This is a genomic window from Leifsonia sp. NPDC056665 (assembly GCF_042791795.1).
Lineage (GTDB): Bacteria > Actinomycetota > Actinomycetes > Actinomycetales > Microbacteriaceae > Leifsonia.
The window spans coordinates 1-16472 of sequence record NZ_JBHTXK010000042.1; the positions used below are offsets into that span (position 1 = coordinate 1).

The window sequence follows — 16472 nt, forward strand, 5'->3', positions numbered from 1 at the left end:
CGGTTGGTGTATCAGGACGGCGAGTTCGTCGGCGACGACCACCGCGGCCAGGTCCTCAACCAAAACCGCGGCCAAGAAACCACACAACAACACCTCCTCGCCGCCGCGGCGGTCAACGCCTAGCCGCGCTCGGGGCCGGATGAGCCCCCGGAGTTCATCGTCGATGGCCCATCGGGCGGTCGAGGATCCAGCGGCGGCCGACGGCGGTCAGGCGCGATGCGCCCCGGCTGCCGCTGGATTCTCGAGCGCCCGAGAAGCGTGCATCCTCCCCGATCACCGGGGTCTTGAGAATGGAAACAGGCATATCCCATGAAGTTCGGTCGATTGGGACCGGTCGGCAACGAAATCCCCGTAGCTGTGATCGATGACCGAGTCCTCGATCTGAGGTCGATCACCAGCGACATCGACGGACTCTTTCTCGCGGCGGATCCCGTGCGTATTGTTCGTCGGAATCGCGCGGTGCTGCCGACACTCCCCGGTGCCGGGGTCATGCGTATCGGCGCACCGATCGCGCGCCCGGGCGCCGTTTATTGCATCGGGATGAACTACTCCGCGCACGTTCGCGAGAGCCGATCCGACCCGCCACAGCGGATAGTCGTGTTCATGAAGTCGCCGAGCGCGCTTTGCGGCCCGGATGATGAGCTCGTACTTCCTCAAGGTTCGAGCAAGGTCGACTGGGAGGTCGAGCTCGGTGTCGTCATCGGCCGCGAAGCGTGGCAGCTCGCCTCGGACGCCGACCCCGGCGAGCACATCGTCGGGTACCTGGCCGCCAACGACGTCAGCGAGCGGCATTGGCAGAGTGAATTCTCGGGGGGACAATGGTCGCTGGCGAAGAGCGCCCCCGGCTTCCTCCCGCTTGGACCGTGGCTCGTCCCGGCGGATTCGTTCGATGCACACGATGCCAGACTCCGAAGCTTCGTCAATGGCGATCCTCGTCAAGACTCCCGCACGTCCGACATGATCTTCGGCGTCGATCGGATCATCCGCGATCTGAGTCAGTTCGTCCGGCTCGAACCGGGCGATGTGGTCCTGACGGGCACACCGGAAGGTGTTGCGTTGTCCGGCCGGTTTTCTTATCTCCAGCCCGGGGACGTCGTGGTGGTTCGGATCGACGGCCTCGGGGAGCAGACTCGAACCGTCCGCTCTGCTGTCGAGCCTCGGACGTCGCAGTGCGATCCCAGTGCTCCCTCGTGCGCCGAGCCGCTCACGCTGCCGTCCAACCGCCATCGACAGGGATGATCGCGCCGTTGACGTACGAAGCGGCATCGCTGGAGAGGAAGACAGCGACCTCTGCGATCTCCTCCGGGCGCGCGACTCTACCGAGTGGTATGGCCGCCTCCATTTCGGTTCGACGCACCAGGTCGGCGAGATACGGGGCGTTCATTGGAGTGTTGATCGGTCCAGGGCAGATGCAGTTGGTGCGGATCCCTTGGCGCGCCCACTCGACGGCCATGGCTCGGGTGAGGGTGACAAGGCCGCCCTTCGAGGCGCTGTAGGCGTCGGCGCCATGAACGGCCACCAGCGCGTTGATGGAAGCATTGTTGACGATCGAGCCGCCTCCGCCCCGCACCATGTGGGGGATGGCTGCTCGGCTCACGAGGGCCGGGCCAGTGAGATTGATTGCGAGGATTTCGTCCCAGGCATGCGCAGGAGTGTCGACGACGTTCTCCATCGGATAGCGGGCCGCTGCGCTCGGGCCGATCCCGGCATTGTTGAAGAGGACATCGATGCGACCGAACGCAGCGACGATTCCCACGACAGCCCGGTCGACGGACTCCACGTCGGAGATGTCCATCTGGACGGGGAGGGCGGTGCGGCCGGCGTCGGTTAGTTCGGCCGCCGCCGTGATGGCAGAATCCTCATCCCAGTCTGCGATGACGACCTTCGCCCCGGCAGCCGCGTAAAGCTGGGCTGCGGCGCGGCCCACGCCGCTCGCGCCTCCTGTGATGATGACAACTCGTTGCGCGAAATCCACTATGGCTTACCCTTCGTTCGCTCATGTTCGGAATTGAATGTTGACACCGATCGTGGCGGGGAGGCAAGATGTCTGACATCAAGCGAGTGAAGATGTCTGACATCAAGCGAGCGGACATCGAAGTCCAAGGGGAGTGACATGGCAACCGGATGGAAGATCCGAAGCGAGGCCGAGGAACAGAGCCTCGAGGAGCGCACGGCAACCCGCCTGCGGGCCCTCGTGCAATCGGGGAGCATCGCCGAAGGCGAGCAGTTGATGTCCGAGCCCGAACTGGCCCGGACGCTCGGCGTCAGCCGGCCCACGCTTCGCGTGGCCATCTCCATCCTTGTGGCCGACCGGCTCCTCGTCCGCAAGCGCGGAGTGGGAACATTCGTCGCCGCGGATGCGCCGTCGTTCTCCAACGGATTCGAACGGATCCGAGGCACGTCGGAGATGATCGCTGTGAACGGCCAAGTCCCTGGAGTCGTCGGTCTCGACGTTCAGCATGAGTTCGCCGACGCTCGGATCGCTGAGAGCCTGGGCATCGCCGAAGGCGCGGCTGTCGTCCGCATCCGACGCACATTCCTGGCGGACGGGATCCCGGTGATGTTCGCCGAGGAGTGGATCCCGACCGAGTTCCTGGAGTCACCGACCCGGTTCGACGACTTCACGACGGAGGACTCGCTCTACGAGCGGCTGGCCGACCAGGGGCTGGCCGTCCACCGGATCACGGCCCGTTTCGTCCCGATGAACGCAGGAGTCGAGCTGGCCCACCAGATGAGCACGCAGATCGGCACGCCGATTCTGCTGCTCGAACAGCACCACTACGTCGATTCCGTCCCCGACCGGGTCGTGATGTTCTCGAAGAACTACCACGAGCCGTCGCGGATCGACATTCAAATCGTGCGTCGCGGCTGAATCGCCGCTCGCGAAACGAAAACGAAGAAAGGTTCAATGATGAATTTCAACTTCTTTGGTGAGCTCCTCAAGGGGGGTCCCGCCCTCGTGGTCGCAAACGGCCTTGCGCTCATCTTGATGGTACTGGCGGTTGCGATCTGGGTGATGGAACTCAGCGGCCACACGATCAGCCGAAAAGGGTTCGTGAAGAACGGGCTCAAGTGGAATTCGCGCACGATCGCGCTGATCGCGATCAGTGGGGCGATCTACATCGCGGGCCGGCCGCTGCAGCTCCAGTTCATCCCCGGCATCGGCGGATTCAACCCGTCCTTCTCGCTCGGGCCTGTGTTCTCCACCCTTTTCGGCCTTCCCGGCGCGATCGGGGTTACGTTCTCGATGCCGATCGGTGACGCGATCAGCGGCGCTCTGACGCTCGGGTCGCTCGCGGGATTCCTGGGCCACACCTTCTATACCTGGGTGCCGTACAAGATCGTCACCAACCCGAGGATGAACAACCTGAGTGCCTGGGGCCGTCTCTACCTCGGCCTCCTCGTCGGCGGAATCATGCTCATGATCACGATCTGCGGTTGGCTCGCGTTTACCAACGTGCTCCCGCCCGCAGTCGCCTGGGGCGGAGTCTCCCTGTCGATCTTCATCAACCAGCTCGTTCTTCCGGCCATTGTCGTGCCGGTTCTGCTGATCGCCCTGTTCCCCCTCGTCCGTCAGTGGGGTCTGTACCACCTGGACCTCTCCGGCAAGTCCGACCGCTCGCGGAAGTCGATGCGCGACAACCAGACGGTCACCGCCGACCGGTCAGAGGCCAGCTGAGCATGCGGGACGACAGTGGGCACGCGGTCAGGGTCAACGATCTCTGGTTCCGGTATCCGACCGCGCAGGGACCGACTCTCCGAGGCCTGACCTTCGACATAGCGGAGGGCGAGTTCGTCGGGATCATCGGTCCGTCTGGCGCCGGAAAGAGCACGCTCTGCCAGGCGATCAAGGGGCTGATCCCCCACACGACCCCGGGCGAGCACGAGGGCACGGTCGAGATCTTCGGAACCGATGTCACCCGGGAGACGCACTCGCATGGGGGAGCGCGGGTCGGCTTGGTGCTCCAGGACCCGGAGGCCCAGATCATCGGCATGACAGTCCGTGAGGATCTGGCCTTCGGGCCGGAGAACTACGAGATCGATCCCGCCGAAATCGCCGCGCGTAGCAAGGCGTGTCTCGCCGCGGTGGGTCTCGCCGACTTCATGGACCGGGACACCTACACGCTCAGCGGCGGTCAAAAGCAGCGACTCGCCATCGCGTCAGCCCTCATGCTCGAGCCGGACATCCTGGTGCTGGATGAACCGACCTCCGAGCTCGACCCGCTGGGCAAGGACCAGGTCTTCACGGTGATCGAGAACCTCCGCCGGCGACGCAGGATCACGGTTGTTGTGGTCGAGCACGAGGTCGACCGCCTCGCCCGCCTCGCCGACCGGATCATCGTGATGAGCGATGGAGCGGTCGTGGCGGACGGGAAGCCACTGGACGTGCTCGCCACCCCGGGCGCTCGCGAGCGTACCGCCGGCGAACGTCTCCCGGCCGCAGCCGACTTCATCCTCAACCTCGCCGAACAAGGGTTCCCAGCAGGGCTTCGCCCCACGCTCGACCTGGATCAGGCGGTCGACGAGGCCCAACGCGTCCTGGAAGGAGCGACCAGATGACCAGGTCGGAAACAATCGAAGCCAGGGATCCCAGCATCGTGATCGACGTCAAGGACCTCCGGTTCTCCTACGGACCCGGTCTTCCCGATGTGCTCAAGGGCGTCGATCTGCGGGTTCGGCAAGGCGAGTTCGTCGCTTTGCTCGGCCAGAACGGCGCCGGAAAGACGACCTTGGCGAAGCACCTGAACGGTCTCCACCAGCCGACGAGCGGTGAAGTCCGGGTCGCAGGCAAGCGTGTCGCCGATCAGCCGCTGTCGGTGCTCGCACGGTCTGTCGGGTACTGCTACCAGAATCCGGACCACCAGATCTTCTCCTCATCCGTGGCGAAGGAGGTCGGATTCGGGCCGACCAATCTGGGCTATAGCAGCGCGGAGGTCGACGAGCTCGTGAGCGACGCTCTCGACCTCGTCGGAATCGCTGCGTTGCGGGACGCGCACCCGTTCACGCTGGGCCGCGGTCAGCGCCAGCTCGTGGCGGTGGCCTCCATCCTCGCCATGGACCCGCGACTCCTTGTTATCGATGAGCCCACGACCGGCATGGACCGGGTCGGCGGGATGCGCGCGATGGGTCTGCTCTCCAAGTGGGCGTCCGAGGGTCGCACGATCCTGGTCATCACCCATGACATGGACTTGGTCAGCGAGTTCATCGATCGGTCCGTCGTCATGGCCGGCGGTCGCATCCTCGCGGACGGCCCGACTCAGGATGTCTTCCGCGACACGGCCGTTCTCGAGGAGGCTCATCTGATGGCTCCGGCGCCGGTCACGATATCGGACCGGCTCGAGCGGTTCGGCGTCGACCGGGCGAAGTCGATTTCTGAAGCGGTCGGCCAGCTGGTCGGTCCCACCGAGGGGAGGTAATCACATGCCTGTTGGCTACAGTATCTATCGCGATCGCGCGTCCGTCGTGCACCAGGGTCTGGATCCGAGGACGAAGTTCCTCTGGCTGTTCGTGCTGTTCGGCGTCGCGCTCTGCTTCAACAATCCGATCGTGCTCGGCGCGACGGTGGCCGCCATCCTCGCGGTCGCTTTCAGTGCGAAGCTCGGTTGGACCGATCTCGGCGGCTTCATCTGGCTGTCGATCTGGCTGACTTTCCTGAGCGTCCTGATCTGGCCCGCCTACATCGCCCAGGGCGTCCACCTGTTCACCCTGGGGACGCTCACCTTCACGGTCGATGGCGTCCTCTTCGGGGTCGCGATGGGATTCCGCATCACCATCATGATCCTCGCGGCAGCGATCTTGATGTTGACGACGTCTCCGCAGCTCATCACAGCCGGCCTCCTGGGTCTCGGACTCAACTATCGCGTCGGCACAGCGCTCTCCCTGACGATCCGGTTCATCCCGCTCATGAACTCGGAGCGCGTCACGATTCTGGAGGCACAGCGTGCACGTGGCGCCGATCTGACCCGCGGTAACCCCGTGCGTCGTGCCGTGAAGGCGGCGCCGGTGCTCGTCCCGCTCTTCGGCAGGGCGATGATGACGGCGCAGAACCTCACCGTGGCCATGGACGCGCGAGGTTTCGGCGCGCGCGACAAGCGTACGAACATCACACGCCTGGCCTTCGGGCGAGGCGACGTCATCATCTGCATCGTGGGTGTGCTGGTCATCGGGACCTCGATCGCCTTGCGACTCTTGGGCATCGGCGTTCTCGTCAAGGGGATGCTGTGATCGCGGCTCCAACGGTCTGGACCGTCGGGCATCTCACCGTTGACGATGTCATGTTCTGGAACGGCCCGACGCACTTCCGCTCCGCGGGCGGCGCTGCGCTGTACGCGGGAATCGGAGCCAGCCTCTTCGGCGCGGCCGCGAAGGTCGCCACTCGGCTCGGCGACGGGTTCCCGACCGAGGAACTGGAGCGGCTGAGACGTCTCGGCGTCGAGCTGGTCCCGACCGGTGCGGGTGAGCCATGCATCTCGGAGTGGGTGCTCTACGAGGAGGACGGGTCACGGAAATACGTCCTGCATCCGAACTCCGGCTCGCTCGAACGCATGAGTCCATCGCCGAAGGAGTACGGGATCCCGTCGACGGCAGCGGTGCACATCGCGCCGATGCCCATCGAGACCCAAGCGGAGTGGTGCCGTTCGGAACGGGGGAGGCACCGTTTGCTGACGGTGGATCCGCATCACGACAGTTGCGCGCTGCGCCCGGACGACGTTCTGGCGACGGTGGCGGGCGTTGACGCGTTCCTTCCAAGTGAGCTGGAGGCACGGCTCCTCTCGGGCGACGACCCGGTGCAGGCCATTCGCACGTTTCGGGAGGCTGGCGCGCCCATTGCGGTCGTGAAGCTCGGAAGCGAGGGAAGCGTTGTCGGGACCGCAGAAGGAATCTGGCACGTTCCCGTCGTCCCGGTCAGGCCCGTCGACGTGACCGGCGCGGGCGATTCGTATTGCGGAGCGTTCGCCGCCGCTCTCGCGGCGGGCCTCAACGGTCTGGACGCCGCCTGCGCGGCAAGCGCCGTGGCGTCGATCGTCGTCGAGGCCCGTGGAGCCGCGATCGACGGGTCCGTCGATCGCTTGCGTAGCGTGGTCGTCGATCGGATCGCGTCCATCGAACCCGCGCTCATCTCGGGAGATCCCGGGGGAGCGCTCATCACAGAAGAAGCAACACTATGGAGGAACTCATGAGGCAGGACGAGAACTCGACCCTGAAGTGGAAGAACATGCGCGATGGGATCGACGGGCAGGTGAGTCTGCTCTCCACCGCGATCCGCGAGCTGTACGCGCACGCGTCGCAGGCACTGACCGGACCGGTGCCGACGCGGGTCTATTTCGTCGGGTGCGGCGACTCGCACTTCTGCGGCGTGGCGACCCGTTATGCGAGTGAGCTGTTGACGGGGATCTCGACCGAGGCCCTCGAATCGCTCGAATTCTCGCGATACGCCATCCGAACTGCTCCCGAGGGTTCACTTGTCGTGGCCGTGTCCAATTCGGGAGACGTCGCGCGATCCGTGGAAGCGTTGAAATTCGCGCGCCAGGCCGGTCTGTCCACGCTCGCGATCACCTACAACGAGGGCAGCCGACTCGCCGAGCAGGGCGACGCCCTGATCACCTACGACTACCGGGACGTGGGATTCGGCCCGGGAACCATGAGCTACGAGGCGTCCCTGCTGTCGTTGCTCGCGGTCATCATCCGGCTCGCCGAGCTCGCGGGCCGACTCGACAGTGCGGGTGTGGAGGCGCAGCTCGGGCGGATCTCCGCGCTCAGCCGTGTGCTGGAACACACGCTCGCAGCGTCTGAGAAGCCGGCGCGCGACGTCGCGGCCGTTCTGACGGACGAGACCCCCGTTTTCGTCCTCGGGGGCGGCCCGAACTACGGCACCGCGATGTTCACGATGGCCAAGATGATCGAGAGCGCGCGCCACAACACCGTGGCGCAGCAGCTGGAGGAGTGGGCCCACGAGCAGTACTTCTGCTGCACGCCCGGCACCGTCACGATCGTGCTCGCTCCTCCGGGAGCCAGCCTCGACCGCGCTCGCGAGCAGCTTCAGGCCATCCGCGACATGCGCGGCACTGCTGTCGCTGTGTGCTCGGCCGAGGACCGAACCACCGCGGACCTCGCCGACTTCGTCCTCCCGGTGGTCGGGCACGTCGACGAGGAGCTCTCGCCCCTGGTCTACCTCGCGGCTGGAGAGCTCATCGCGCATGCGTTCGCCTCTCAGAACGACAAGGTGATGCTCGGATTCGACGACGAGTTCCGCAAGCAGGTCAACTTCCGTCAGATCTTCGGCAGCAACATTCCGGAGTCCGTTCTCGTGCAGGCGAGCCTGTGATCGCGCCGCGGCTGGTCGGGATGATCCACCTCCCGGCGCTTCCCGGCAGTCCCGCGTGGGGAGGGGAGCCGCTCTCGCAGCTCTCCGACGAGGCATCGGCGGACGCGGCGATTCTGCAGGAGGCCGGGTTCGACGCGGTTCTCGTCCAGAACTCGCTGGATCGGCCGACTCGCGAGCGGGTCGATGGCCTGGTGATCGCTCAGATGACAGCGATCACGACGAGGCTCCGGTCGGAGTCCGAACTGGCGATCGGCGTCAACATCGTCAAGAACGACGGCCCCGCCGCCGTCGCGATCGCCGCCGCCTCCGGCGCCGACTTCGTTCGGGTCAAGCTTCTTACGGGCACGACGTGGAGCGCCGAAGGGGTCCTCCACGGCTGCGCCCACGAGACGCTGAGCACTCGGAGGGCTTCGGGAGCCACCCCCGCTATCTGGGCGGACGTCCGTGAGCCGACCAGTCGTGCGGAGCCGGGCCTTGGTCTGTCCGCCGCGATAGTCGACGCGCTCGACTTCGGCTCCGCCGACGGCGTCATCGTCACAGGCAGGGACACCGACGAGACGCTCGCTCTGGCCGAGGAGGCCCGGCGCAGCCATCCGAAGGCGCACCTGGTGATCGGTGGGCGGGTGGACGCGTCCAGCGTCTTCGACGCACTAAGGGTCGCAGACACGGTGATCATCGGGAGTGCGCTGAAGGCGACGCCCGGCATCAGGGGGCGCGTCGACTTCGACGCGGCGCGCGCTATCGCCGACGCCGCGGCGGACGGCGTGCGGGTCAGCGGGGGAGCGTTCTATTCATGACGAGAACGGTCATCCTCGATGTGGACACCGGAACCGATGACGCGGTGGCGATCATGCTCGCCGCCCTTCATCCCGACATCGAGCTCATAGCGTGCACCACGGTTTGGGGCAATCGGCCCGTGGTCAACACGACCGACAACACGCTCCGCGTCCTCGACTACATCGGCCGGCCGGACATCCCCGTCTATCGGGGCCTCGACGCGCCCTTCGGGCCCATCGCTGTCCCCGGTCCCGTCACCGACGACCAGAGCGGCGGGAAGATGCATCCGGAACAACTCGACCTCCCCGCGGCGACGCAACCGGAGCGGCCGCAGGGCGCCGTCGAGTGGCTGGTGGAGACTCTGCGAAGCAGGCCGGAGCCAGTGACTCTCGTGCCCGTGGGCCCGCTCACGAACATCGCAGCGGCGATCACGCTGGATCCGTCGATCGTCGAGAAGGTGGACGAGCTCGTCATCATGGGAGGTGCCCACGCATTCGGAAACGCGACGCCATCGGCCGAGTCGAACATCTGGCACGACCCGGTGGCCGCAGACGTGGTCTTCGGCGCCGGATTCAAGCGAGTGGTCCTCGTGCCCCTCGACGCGACCCATGATGCCTTGATTACGGGCGCCCAGGCGGCCGTGCTGCATGAGATCGGGACGCCGGCTGCGCTGGCGACGGCTGCCCTCATCCGTCAGCGGATCGTGGCCCACGACGAGTCCCAGCCGCAAGCGATACCCGACAGCGCCCCGATCCACGACGCGCTGTGCATCGCGTATCTCATCGATCCTGCTGTCATACCGCTGGAGAGCTACCACGTCGCGATCGAGACGACGGGTGTCCACACCGTCGGGCGCACCATTATCGACGTCCGATTCCGAGGTGGGAGGGCGCCAAATGCGTGGGTCGCCCTGACGGCGGACGCCACCAAGTTCTATGAAATCCTCGAGTCGGGGGTCAAGCTGACCGCGTAGCGACCGAGAACGGCAGACGGCGATGGGGAAGTCACCCCGCCGCCGTCTTGCCGTCGTCAGTGGACTGCGCGCGCGGCGGCGAGAACCAGGTCCTCGCGGAACGGTGGTCCGACCAGCTGAACCGAAATCGGTACGCCGGTCGCCGAGGTCATCACAGGAACGGAGAGCGAGGGCAGCCCGAAGAGCGACACCAGGCGGCAGGGTGCCACGACTTCCGGCTCCGATAGCCGTCGACCACCACGGAAGGGCAACCCCGCCGCGCTCGCGAATGGCGCGACTGTCGACACTGGAAGCGCGAGAATCCGTTCACCGCGCAGCCACCCGAGGAGGTCGGCTCGGAGCAGGTCGCGTCGAGCCCAGAGCCTCGTGAGCTCATCCTCGGAGACACTCATTCCGGCCTCGAGCACCTCCGCGATGTGCCGCGTCACGGAGCCCTCTCTGCCGGCGATTGCGTTGCGCAGTTCCGTCAGCGGTTCGGCGTCGCGGAGGCGTGAGTAGATCGAATGGGCATGGTCCATCGCCGGAGGGAGACCTCGAGATGCTCGGACGCCCGCGGAACGGAGCAGCTCGGCGGCGTATTCGACGGCGACGGCGACCTCCGCATCCACGGCAAGCTCACCGATCGACGTCTCCCAGCGGCATTCGACGGTTCTGAGATCGATCGCTGCGCTGTCGCCGAGCAGAGCCGGCACGGCTGTCGAGTCGAACGCGTCGGGCCCTGCCACAACCCGCAGCGTGGCCTCGACATCATCGACCGAGCGCCCCATCGGCCCGATCACCTGGAGTCTCCCCTGGAGGGTGCGCGGATTCGGTGGCCACGGTCCACCGCCGACCCCGGGCAACTGCCCGGTCGCCGGAACCCGGCCCACCGTCGGTCGGAGGCCTAGGACTCCGGTGCATTGTGCAGGCCACCGGACGGAGCCGCCGAAGTCGGTCCCGAGTCCGACGACGGAGAAGCCGGCTGCGATCGCGACTGCTTCTCCTCCGCTCGACCCTCCTGCGACGAGCTGCTGTGGTCCGGTGGCGGGCGACTGGATCTCGATCGGATTGATCGTCGGCCCGAAGCGATCGTTGTCGGTGAGGACCGAGAAGGCGAACTCGGGACAGTTCGTCTTGCCGATCAGGATCGCACCGGCCGCCCGCATCCGCGCGACGGCGGTAGCGTCTTCGTCGTCCCGGGTGCCGGTCACTGCGCGGCTCCCGCAGGTTGTTGGGAGTCCCTCGGTGGCGATGACATCCTTCACCGTGAACGGGACGCCCGCGAACGGGCCGACATCCTCTCCGGCTCGTATCCTCGTGTCGATGGAGCGCGCCGCGGACAGAGCCCGGGCGTGGTCGCTTGCGATCACCGCATTCAGATACGGGTCGACGCGCTCGATCAGCTCGACGGCCTCTTCGATGACGGAGACCGCTGTTCGCCGGCCGGTTCGAACCGACCGGGCGATTGCGGCCGCCTGGCCCGGTGCGGCATCACGCCCGTTACCGAGGTTCATCTTCCGAGTACGCGAGGTTGTCGATATCCGTGACGAACGAAAGTGCCCCGTGGTGTTCGATGTCGTACAACGCAGCCTCCTTGTCGCCGATCTCGATGCTCTCCAGCAGCCGGGCGTGACGCGGATAGGCATCGCTTTGATCGCCGAACTGCTGGTCCCGAAATCGCAGGTTGTCAGCCATGCACAACTCCACCTGGAGTCGGATTGAGTCATAAACGGCTTCGAGTCGCTTGTGCGCAGGGAGGCCCACGAGTCCGGCATGGAAGAGGCTGTTCGCGGCCAGCATCGCCCTGGCGTCGTTGCTCTCGGTCGCGAGCTGCATGCCGGCCAACGCGTCGTGCATCGGCTTGAGCCGAGTGCGGTCCCGCACAGGCACGCCGAGCTCGATGGCCATGCGCTCGAGGGTGAAGCGAAGCGAATAGATCTCACGGACATCTTCGGCGGTCAGCGACACGACCCGATATCCGCGCCGCGGCAGTGACTCGACGAGCCCGTCGCGCTGGAGGATGCGGAGCGCCTCGCGGAGCGGCGGCCTGCTGACACCGAGCCATTCGGTGAGACGCTCCTCGACAAGCCGCTCTCCGGGGCGCGCGGCGCCGGTGACGATGAGACCGCGGAGCGCGCTCACAGCGGCCTCCACGACCGACGGAACCGTGACCTTTGCCGAATCGATGACGGACTTCATGGGCAGAGCGTCCTCCGATCGGTATGGATCCACCTCATTATCAGGCACGCGCGGCCATGACCCTGGGCGCCGCGAGAGGCGGCTCCTGGAGGACTCCGACTTCGACGAGCTCGTTGAGTCGTTCGGCGGAGACTCCGAGTTCCTGTGCGATCTCCGCTGTGTGCTCGCCGAGCAGCGGCGCAGGCCGGCGCAGCCAGCCGGCCTCGCTTCCCTCCACTTTGACCGCCTGCCCGAGGACCTTCATCTCGCCGAGCGCGGAGTGCCCGACGGTTTCGACCATGTTGAGGGATTGCGTGATGGGATGCGTCAGCGCCTCCTCGAGATCAAGAACACGCGCGCAGGGCACCCCTGCGTCGTTGATGTCACGAATCCACACCGAGGCGGGCTTCGTCGATAGAACACCTTCGATAAGGCGTCGCAACTCGACCCGATGCTGCATTCGGCCCGCATTATCGGCGAAGCGCTGATCTTCGGCGAGCTCCTCGAGGTGAAGGGCCGTGCACAGTTGCCGCCACATCCTCTCATTGCCCGACGCCAACGTGATCGACGCGTCCTTCGCGCGAAACGTCCCCTGCGGGAACATGATCGGATGGTCGTTGCCGTCCTGGCCGGGAACGACACCGAGGCTCAAGTACTTCTGCGCCTGATACGACATCAACGTGAGGGTGGACTCCATGAGCGATGCCTCGACGAGTGAGCCCCTGCCGGTTCGATTCCGCTCATGAAGGGCGGCCAGGACGCCGACAGCGGAGAATATCCCGGTGGTGGAATCGCTGACAGCGATGCCGACCCGGAGCGCTCCTGTCTCCGGAGTCCCGGTCACGCTCATCAGGCCGGACATCGCCTGGGCCGTCTGATCGAAGCCGGGAAGGGCGTCTCCCGGTGGGACGGAACCGAAACCGCTGATGTTGACATAGATGAGTCGCGGGTTCCGAGCGCGCAGGACTCCCTCGCCGAGCCCCATCTTCTCCACCGTCCCCGGCCGGAAGTTCTGCACGAACACGTCCGCTTCGTCGATGAGGCGCAGTACCAGTTCCAGTCCTTCCGGCCGGCGCAAGTCGACCGCGAATGACCGCTTGTTGCGGTTCGACGCCATGTAATAGACGCTCTCAGCGCCATGGAACGGACCTGACTGACGTGCGGGATCCCCGTGCGGAAGGGTCTCGACCTTGATGACATCGGCTCCGAGATCCGCGAGGAGCATCGTCAGCGTCGGACCGGAGAGATAGCGGCTGAGGTCTACGACCTTCAGTCCCTCAAGCGCGGACATGCATGGAGCTCCTCTCAGCGGCGAAACGCGGGGTGCGTCCGTGGAGGAACGCGTCGACGCCTTCGCGCAGATCGGCGCCCCCGTAGGCCTCGACAGTCAGGGATGCCACGAACTCCTCGCTCTCCTGAACGGCAGAGTCGCTGGCGAGCTCCGTCAGGATCTTGGTGGCGCGAACAGTCGTCTCAGCGCTCATCACGATGTTTCTGACCAGTGACGCGGTGAAGGTCGCTAGATCGTCACGATCCACGACTTCCTGGACCAGTCCGATACGGCTCGCGCGTTCGGCCGTCACGAGTTTCCCGCTGTAGACCAGATGTTTGAGGCTGGCTGCGCCGATTGCGGAGAGCACGGCGCGCGTCTCGGTGAGGCCGAGGGTCACCCCGAGCTTTCCGATGGGTATCCCGAACCGTGAGTCCGTCGATGCGATCCGGACATCGCATGCTGCAGCGAGTTCGCAACCACCTCCGACGGCGAAGCCTGAGATCATCGCGATCACGGGGACAGGCGCGCTCTGGATCGCCCGAAGTGCCGCCGAGATGGCTGCACCATAAGCTGCGCCGGTTTCGGGGCTCGATCGTTCAGTCGGGAATTCCGAGATGTCCGCCCCGGCCGAGAACGACTGGTCGCCGGCGCCGCGGATAACGATCGCACGCACGCGCGTGTTCTCGCTGAGGTGCCGGACCATCGCGTCGAGGCGTCGCCAGCCCGCGAGAGTCATGGCGTTACGGTACTCGGGCCGGGCGAGGGTGAGCACACCTACCAGAGCCGCGCCGACCGGAGCGGTCTGGACACCGATCATGTCGACGATCGACTCTTCTTGCGCCGGAGAGGCGAGTCGGTCGGCGAGGAAACCTTCGTCGTGCGGATTCATGGCTGAAACTCCATTGTTGTAGCCGGAAGAGCTCGATGGCTCGGTTGTAAGAGTGATACATATTGTCGTCAATCTTGACCATGAATGCAAGATAAAGCGGCCGATTTAGCTTAAAAGCGCCAAAAAAGCTGAGGGATTCGTTCCTTGATTGTAGACAATTAGTCAAAATGTGAGTTGACAGAAGGGAATCTACGTCTTAGCTTTCGTTTATTCAGTCATCGGCAAACATTGCCGTCGTGTCGGGACATCGGAGGTGCGATGCAGATCGGATTCATCGGCCTCGGGATCATGGGCCTTCCCATGGCGACCAACTTGGTGCGAGAAGGCTTCTCCGTCGTCGCCTACAGCCGCTCGGCGGCTCGAACCCACCTCCTGGTCGATCGGGGCGGAGTCGAGGCCGCGTCGGTTGCTGAAGTCGCAGCAGTCTCGGATGTGGTGATTACCATGCTTCCCGACGGACCTGACGTCGAAGCGGTGCTCCTCGGCCCCGAGGGAGTCATTGCGCACGCCCGGCAGTCCACCGTGCTGATCGATATGAGCACGATCCATCCGGAAGTGTCCCGCAGAGTGGCCGCCGTGGCGGCCGCCGCGGGGCTGCACGCCCTGGACGCGCCGGTCTCGGGGGGCGAGCCCCGAGCGATCGACGGCACTCTTTCGATCATGGTCGGCGGCGATCGTGGCGCGTTCGACCGGATGCGCGACCTGTTCGGTGCAATGGGGAGGACGGCCATCTTCGTCGGGGGCGCGGGCGCCGGCCAGAGCGTCAAGGCTGCGAATCAAATGATCGTGGCGGTGAACATGGGTGCGGTCGCGGAAGCTCTGACGATGCTGGAGGCCCTCGATGTGGACGCTGACGCGGCATTGCCTGTCCTCTCGGGCGGTCTCGCAGGAAGTGCGGTCCTCGAGCAGAAGGGCCGTTCCATGCTTCGGCGTGAGTTCGGACCCGGCTTCAGGTCGGTGCTCCATCACAAGGACATGGGGATCGCCCTGGAAATCGCACGCGACGCGGGTGTCGCGACTCCGCTAGCCGGCCTCGCAGCTCAGGAGATCGCGGCGCTGGTGTCCAGTGGGCGAGGAGGCCTCGACCACTCGGGCATGAAGGCCGTAGTCGACCAGCTCTCGGGTCGATCGTGACGGGCTGGACACCGGGCGCGAGCGTGTCCGCTTCACCTGGGCGCGGGTCCGTCAGGGCGGAGGACGCAGCTGAATGGGCGGCCAAAGGCCGCCTGCTCAGCCGACCCCTGCTGGACCTTCCGCGCGCGCCCGCAGTCCGAGCCGAGGTGCGAACGACTCCGCACGCTGACGTCGCGTCGGCCCCGTACGGGGGCTGGATGGTGACCTGGCCGGAGCCCTCGGGTCGAGGATGGGTGATCAATCACCTACTGGACGCCGAGGTCTTCCTCAGACTCCTCGAACGCGTCTACTCGCCGGTCCTGGTCCGGAGCGCCCGCCTTGCACCCATCTTGACCGATCGCTCTCGTCTGGAGATGGCAGTCACGAATGACGTCCTCCAGGTGCAGTTGATCCCGTCAGAGCCGTACAGCATGATCAGGCACCACGCGCTCATGCTCTTCGAAGCCACACTCTGGTTACCGCCACGTGAGCGCTTCCGGTGGGGCGAGCTTTACAGCGCGATCGCCGACATGGCGATGTCCGAACGGATCGAGGCGCCCACGGTCGGCGAGCTGGCCGATATCGAATCCAATGGACTCGAGGCGATGCGGCTGACAGCTGGAGCCACGAATGATCCTTCTGCCGTCGATGCTCTCCTCGAGGACAGGGCCGTCGAGCCGATCGCTCGATATCAGCTGTGGGCCACGGCGGCGATCGGCGCTCTCTGGCGCGACTTCGCCTCTCGCGAGGCTCCGACCGAGATGCAGTGGCAGGACGATCAACTCGCGCGCTACCCGGACGAGTCGTACCTGGCCGAGACGCTTCGAAGGTGGTTGTGAGGTGGTTGCGTTGAACGGTGAAAGGAACCCTGAGATGGAGCAGTTTGATCTTGCTGTGACGGGTGCGCGGGTTGGGTCGCATGATCGGCGTTTGAAGAATATTGGGATCCGGGGTGGGCGGGTTG

17 protein-coding genes are annotated in these 16472 nt (G+C 65.6%); 12 read left to right on the forward strand and 5 right to left on the reverse strand.

The annotated features are described in order from the left end of the window. Window positions 1-309: 309 nt before the first annotated feature. Window positions 310-1239, forward strand: coding sequence for a fumarylacetoacetate hydrolase family protein (locus tag ACFQ9V_RS20405; RefSeq protein ID WP_382460940.1), 930 nt, complete (start codon window positions 310-312; stop codon window positions 1237-1239). Here ACFQ9V_RS20405 and ACFQ9V_RS20410 read toward each other — a convergent pair. Next, on the reverse strand, window positions 1205-1975 hold the full coding sequence (locus ACFQ9V_RS20410) for an SDR family NAD(P)-dependent oxidoreductase (RefSeq protein ID WP_382460941.1): 771 nt from the start codon (window positions 1973-1975) through the stop codon (window positions 1205-1207). The two genes, ACFQ9V_RS20405 and ACFQ9V_RS20410, sit on opposite strands and share 35 nt — an antisense overlap. Window positions 1976-2113: 138 nt before the next feature. Here ACFQ9V_RS20410 and ACFQ9V_RS20415 point away from each other — a divergent pair, with 138 nt between their 5' ends. From ACFQ9V_RS20415 to ACFQ9V_RS20455, 9 genes are all read left to right on the forward strand, one after another. Next, a complete protein-coding gene (locus ACFQ9V_RS20415; RefSeq protein ID WP_382460942.1) occupies window positions 2114-2872 on the forward strand; it encodes a GntR family transcriptional regulator in 759 nt (252 codons plus the stop codon). Window positions 2873-2989: 117 nt separating this feature from the next. After that, window positions 2990-3679 carry a hypothetical protein gene (locus tag ACFQ9V_RS20420; RefSeq protein ID WP_382460943.1) on the forward strand — a complete coding sequence of 230 codons (690 nt, stop codon included), beginning with the start codon at window positions 2990-2992 and terminating at the stop codon, window positions 3677-3679. A gap of 2 nt (window positions 3680-3681) precedes the next feature. Further along, a complete protein-coding gene (locus tag ACFQ9V_RS20425; protein ID WP_382460944.1) occupies window positions 3682-4560 on the forward strand; it encodes an energy-coupling factor ABC transporter ATP-binding protein in 879 nt (292 codons plus the stop codon). Next, window positions 4557-5417 carry an energy-coupling factor ABC transporter ATP-binding protein gene (locus ACFQ9V_RS20430; protein ID WP_382460945.1) on the forward strand — a complete coding sequence of 287 codons (861 nt, stop codon included), beginning with the start codon at window positions 4557-4559 and terminating at the stop codon, window positions 5415-5417. The genes ACFQ9V_RS20425 and ACFQ9V_RS20430 overlap by 4 nt, the downstream gene beginning before the upstream one ends. A gap of 4 nt (window positions 5418-5421) precedes the next feature. Further along, window positions 5422-6225 carry an energy-coupling factor transporter transmembrane component T family protein gene (locus ACFQ9V_RS20435; protein WP_382460946.1) on the forward strand — a complete coding sequence of 268 codons (804 nt, stop codon included), beginning with the start codon at window positions 5422-5424 and terminating at the stop codon, window positions 6223-6225. Next, complete coding sequence (locus tag ACFQ9V_RS20440; RefSeq protein ID WP_382460947.1) at window positions 6222-7181, forward strand: carbohydrate kinase family protein; 960 nt, start codon at window positions 6222-6224, stop codon at window positions 7179-7181. The genes ACFQ9V_RS20435 and ACFQ9V_RS20440 overlap by 4 nt, the downstream gene beginning before the upstream one ends. Then, window positions 7178-8326 (forward strand): SIS domain-containing protein, encoded by a 1149-nt coding sequence (locus tag ACFQ9V_RS20445; RefSeq protein ID WP_382460948.1) that lies wholly within the window; start codon window positions 7178-7180, stop codon window positions 8324-8326. The genes ACFQ9V_RS20440 and ACFQ9V_RS20445 overlap by 4 nt, the downstream gene beginning before the upstream one ends. Next, window positions 8323-9123, forward strand: coding sequence for a BtpA/SgcQ family protein (locus ACFQ9V_RS20450; RefSeq protein ID WP_382460949.1), 801 nt, complete (start codon window positions 8323-8325; stop codon window positions 9121-9123). The genes ACFQ9V_RS20445 and ACFQ9V_RS20450 overlap by 4 nt, the downstream gene beginning before the upstream one ends. Beyond that, window positions 9120-10076, forward strand: a complete 957-nt coding sequence (locus ACFQ9V_RS20455; RefSeq protein WP_382460950.1) for a nucleoside hydrolase — start codon at window positions 9120-9122, stop codon at window positions 10074-10076. Before ACFQ9V_RS20450 ends, ACFQ9V_RS20455 begins: the two co-directional genes overlap by 4 nt. A gap of 56 nt (window positions 10077-10132) precedes the next feature. Here ACFQ9V_RS20455 and ACFQ9V_RS20460 read toward each other — a convergent pair whose 3' ends face one another. The 4 genes from ACFQ9V_RS20460 to ACFQ9V_RS20475 are packed head-to-tail and all read right to left on the reverse strand — an operon-like array spanning window position 10133 to window position 14395. Next, the gene (locus ACFQ9V_RS20460) at window positions 10133-11569 is read right to left on the reverse strand and encodes an amidase (protein WP_382460951.1); all 1437 of its coding nucleotides are present in this window, start codon (window positions 11567-11569) and stop codon (window positions 10133-10135) included. Continuing rightward, complete coding sequence (locus ACFQ9V_RS20465; protein ID WP_382460952.1) at window positions 11556-12254, reverse strand: GntR family transcriptional regulator; 699 nt, start codon at window positions 12252-12254, stop codon at window positions 11556-11558. Before ACFQ9V_RS20465 ends, ACFQ9V_RS20460 begins: the two co-directional genes overlap by 14 nt. Before the next feature lie 40 nt (window positions 12255-12294). Continuing rightward, window positions 12295-13524 (reverse strand): CaiB/BaiF CoA transferase family protein, encoded by a 1230-nt coding sequence (locus ACFQ9V_RS20470; RefSeq protein WP_382460953.1) that lies wholly within the window; start codon window positions 13522-13524, stop codon window positions 12295-12297. Continuing rightward, entirely contained in the window at window positions 13511-14395 is an 885-nt protein-coding gene (locus ACFQ9V_RS20475) for an enoyl-CoA hydratase/isomerase family protein (protein ID WP_382460954.1), read from the reverse strand. Before ACFQ9V_RS20475 ends, ACFQ9V_RS20470 begins: the two co-directional genes overlap by 14 nt. Before the next feature lie 258 nt (window positions 14396-14653). Between ACFQ9V_RS20475 and ACFQ9V_RS20480 the strand changes: the two genes are divergently transcribed. Both ACFQ9V_RS20480 and ACFQ9V_RS20485 read left to right on the forward strand, forming a co-directional pair. Then, window positions 14654-15529, forward strand: a complete 876-nt coding sequence (locus ACFQ9V_RS20480; protein ID WP_382460955.1) for an NAD(P)-dependent oxidoreductase — start codon at window positions 14654-14656, stop codon at window positions 15527-15529. Between the two features lie 197 nt (window positions 15530-15726). Further along, the gene (locus ACFQ9V_RS20485; RefSeq protein WP_382460956.1) at window positions 15727-16347 is read left to right on the forward strand and encodes a hypothetical protein; all 621 of its coding nucleotides are present in this window, start codon (window positions 15727-15729) and stop codon (window positions 16345-16347) included. Window positions 16348-16472 lie beyond the last annotated feature (125 nt).

Bases quoted from the DNA above. Each gene is read 5' to 3' on its own strand.
- ACFQ9V_RS20405 (WP_382460940.1), top strand. From the start codon at position 310: ATGAAGTTCGGTCGATTGGGACCGGTCGGCAACGAAATCCCCGTAGCT.
- ACFQ9V_RS20415 (WP_382460942.1), top strand. From the start codon at position 2,114: ATGGCAACCGGATGGAAGATCCGAAGCGAGGCCGAGGAACAGAGCCTC.
- ACFQ9V_RS20420 (WP_382460943.1), top strand. From the start codon at position 2,990: ATGGTACTGGCGGTTGCGATCTGGGTGATGGAACTCAGCGGCCACACG.
- ACFQ9V_RS20425 (WP_382460944.1), top strand. From the start codon at position 3,682: ATGCGGGACGACAGTGGGCACGCGGTCAGGGTCAACGATCTCTGGTTC.
- ACFQ9V_RS20430 (WP_382460945.1), top strand. From the start codon at position 4,557: ATGACCAGGTCGGAAACAATCGAAGCCAGGGATCCCAGCATCGTGATC.
- ACFQ9V_RS20435 (WP_382460946.1), top strand. From the start codon at position 5,422: ATGCCTGTTGGCTACAGTATCTATCGCGATCGCGCGTCCGTCGTGCAC.
- ACFQ9V_RS20445 (WP_382460948.1), top strand. From the start codon at position 7,178: ATGAGGCAGGACGAGAACTCGACCCTGAAGTGGAAGAACATGCGCGAT.
- ACFQ9V_RS20455 (WP_382460950.1), top strand. From the start codon at position 9,120: ATGACGAGAACGGTCATCCTCGATGTGGACACCGGAACCGATGACGCG.
- ACFQ9V_RS20460 (WP_382460951.1), bottom strand. From the start codon at position 11,569: ATGAACCTCGGTAACGGGCGTGATGCCGCACCGGGCCAGGCGGCCGCA.
- ACFQ9V_RS20465 (WP_382460952.1), bottom strand. From the start codon at position 12,254: ATGAAGTCCGTCATCGATTCGGCAAAGGTCACGGTTCCGTCGGTCGTG.
- ACFQ9V_RS20470 (WP_382460953.1), bottom strand. From the start codon at position 13,524: ATGTCCGCGCTTGAGGGACTGAAGGTCGTAGACCTCAGCCGCTATCTC.
- ACFQ9V_RS20475 (WP_382460954.1), bottom strand. From the start codon at position 14,395: ATGAATCCGCACGACGAAGGTTTCCTCGCCGACCGACTCGCCTCTCCG.
- ACFQ9V_RS20480 (WP_382460955.1), top strand. From the start codon at position 14,654: ATGCAGATCGGATTCATCGGCCTCGGGATCATGGGCCTTCCCATGGCG.
- ACFQ9V_RS20485 (WP_382460956.1), top strand. From the start codon at position 15,727: ATGGTGACCTGGCCGGAGCCCTCGGGTCGAGGATGGGTGATCAATCAC.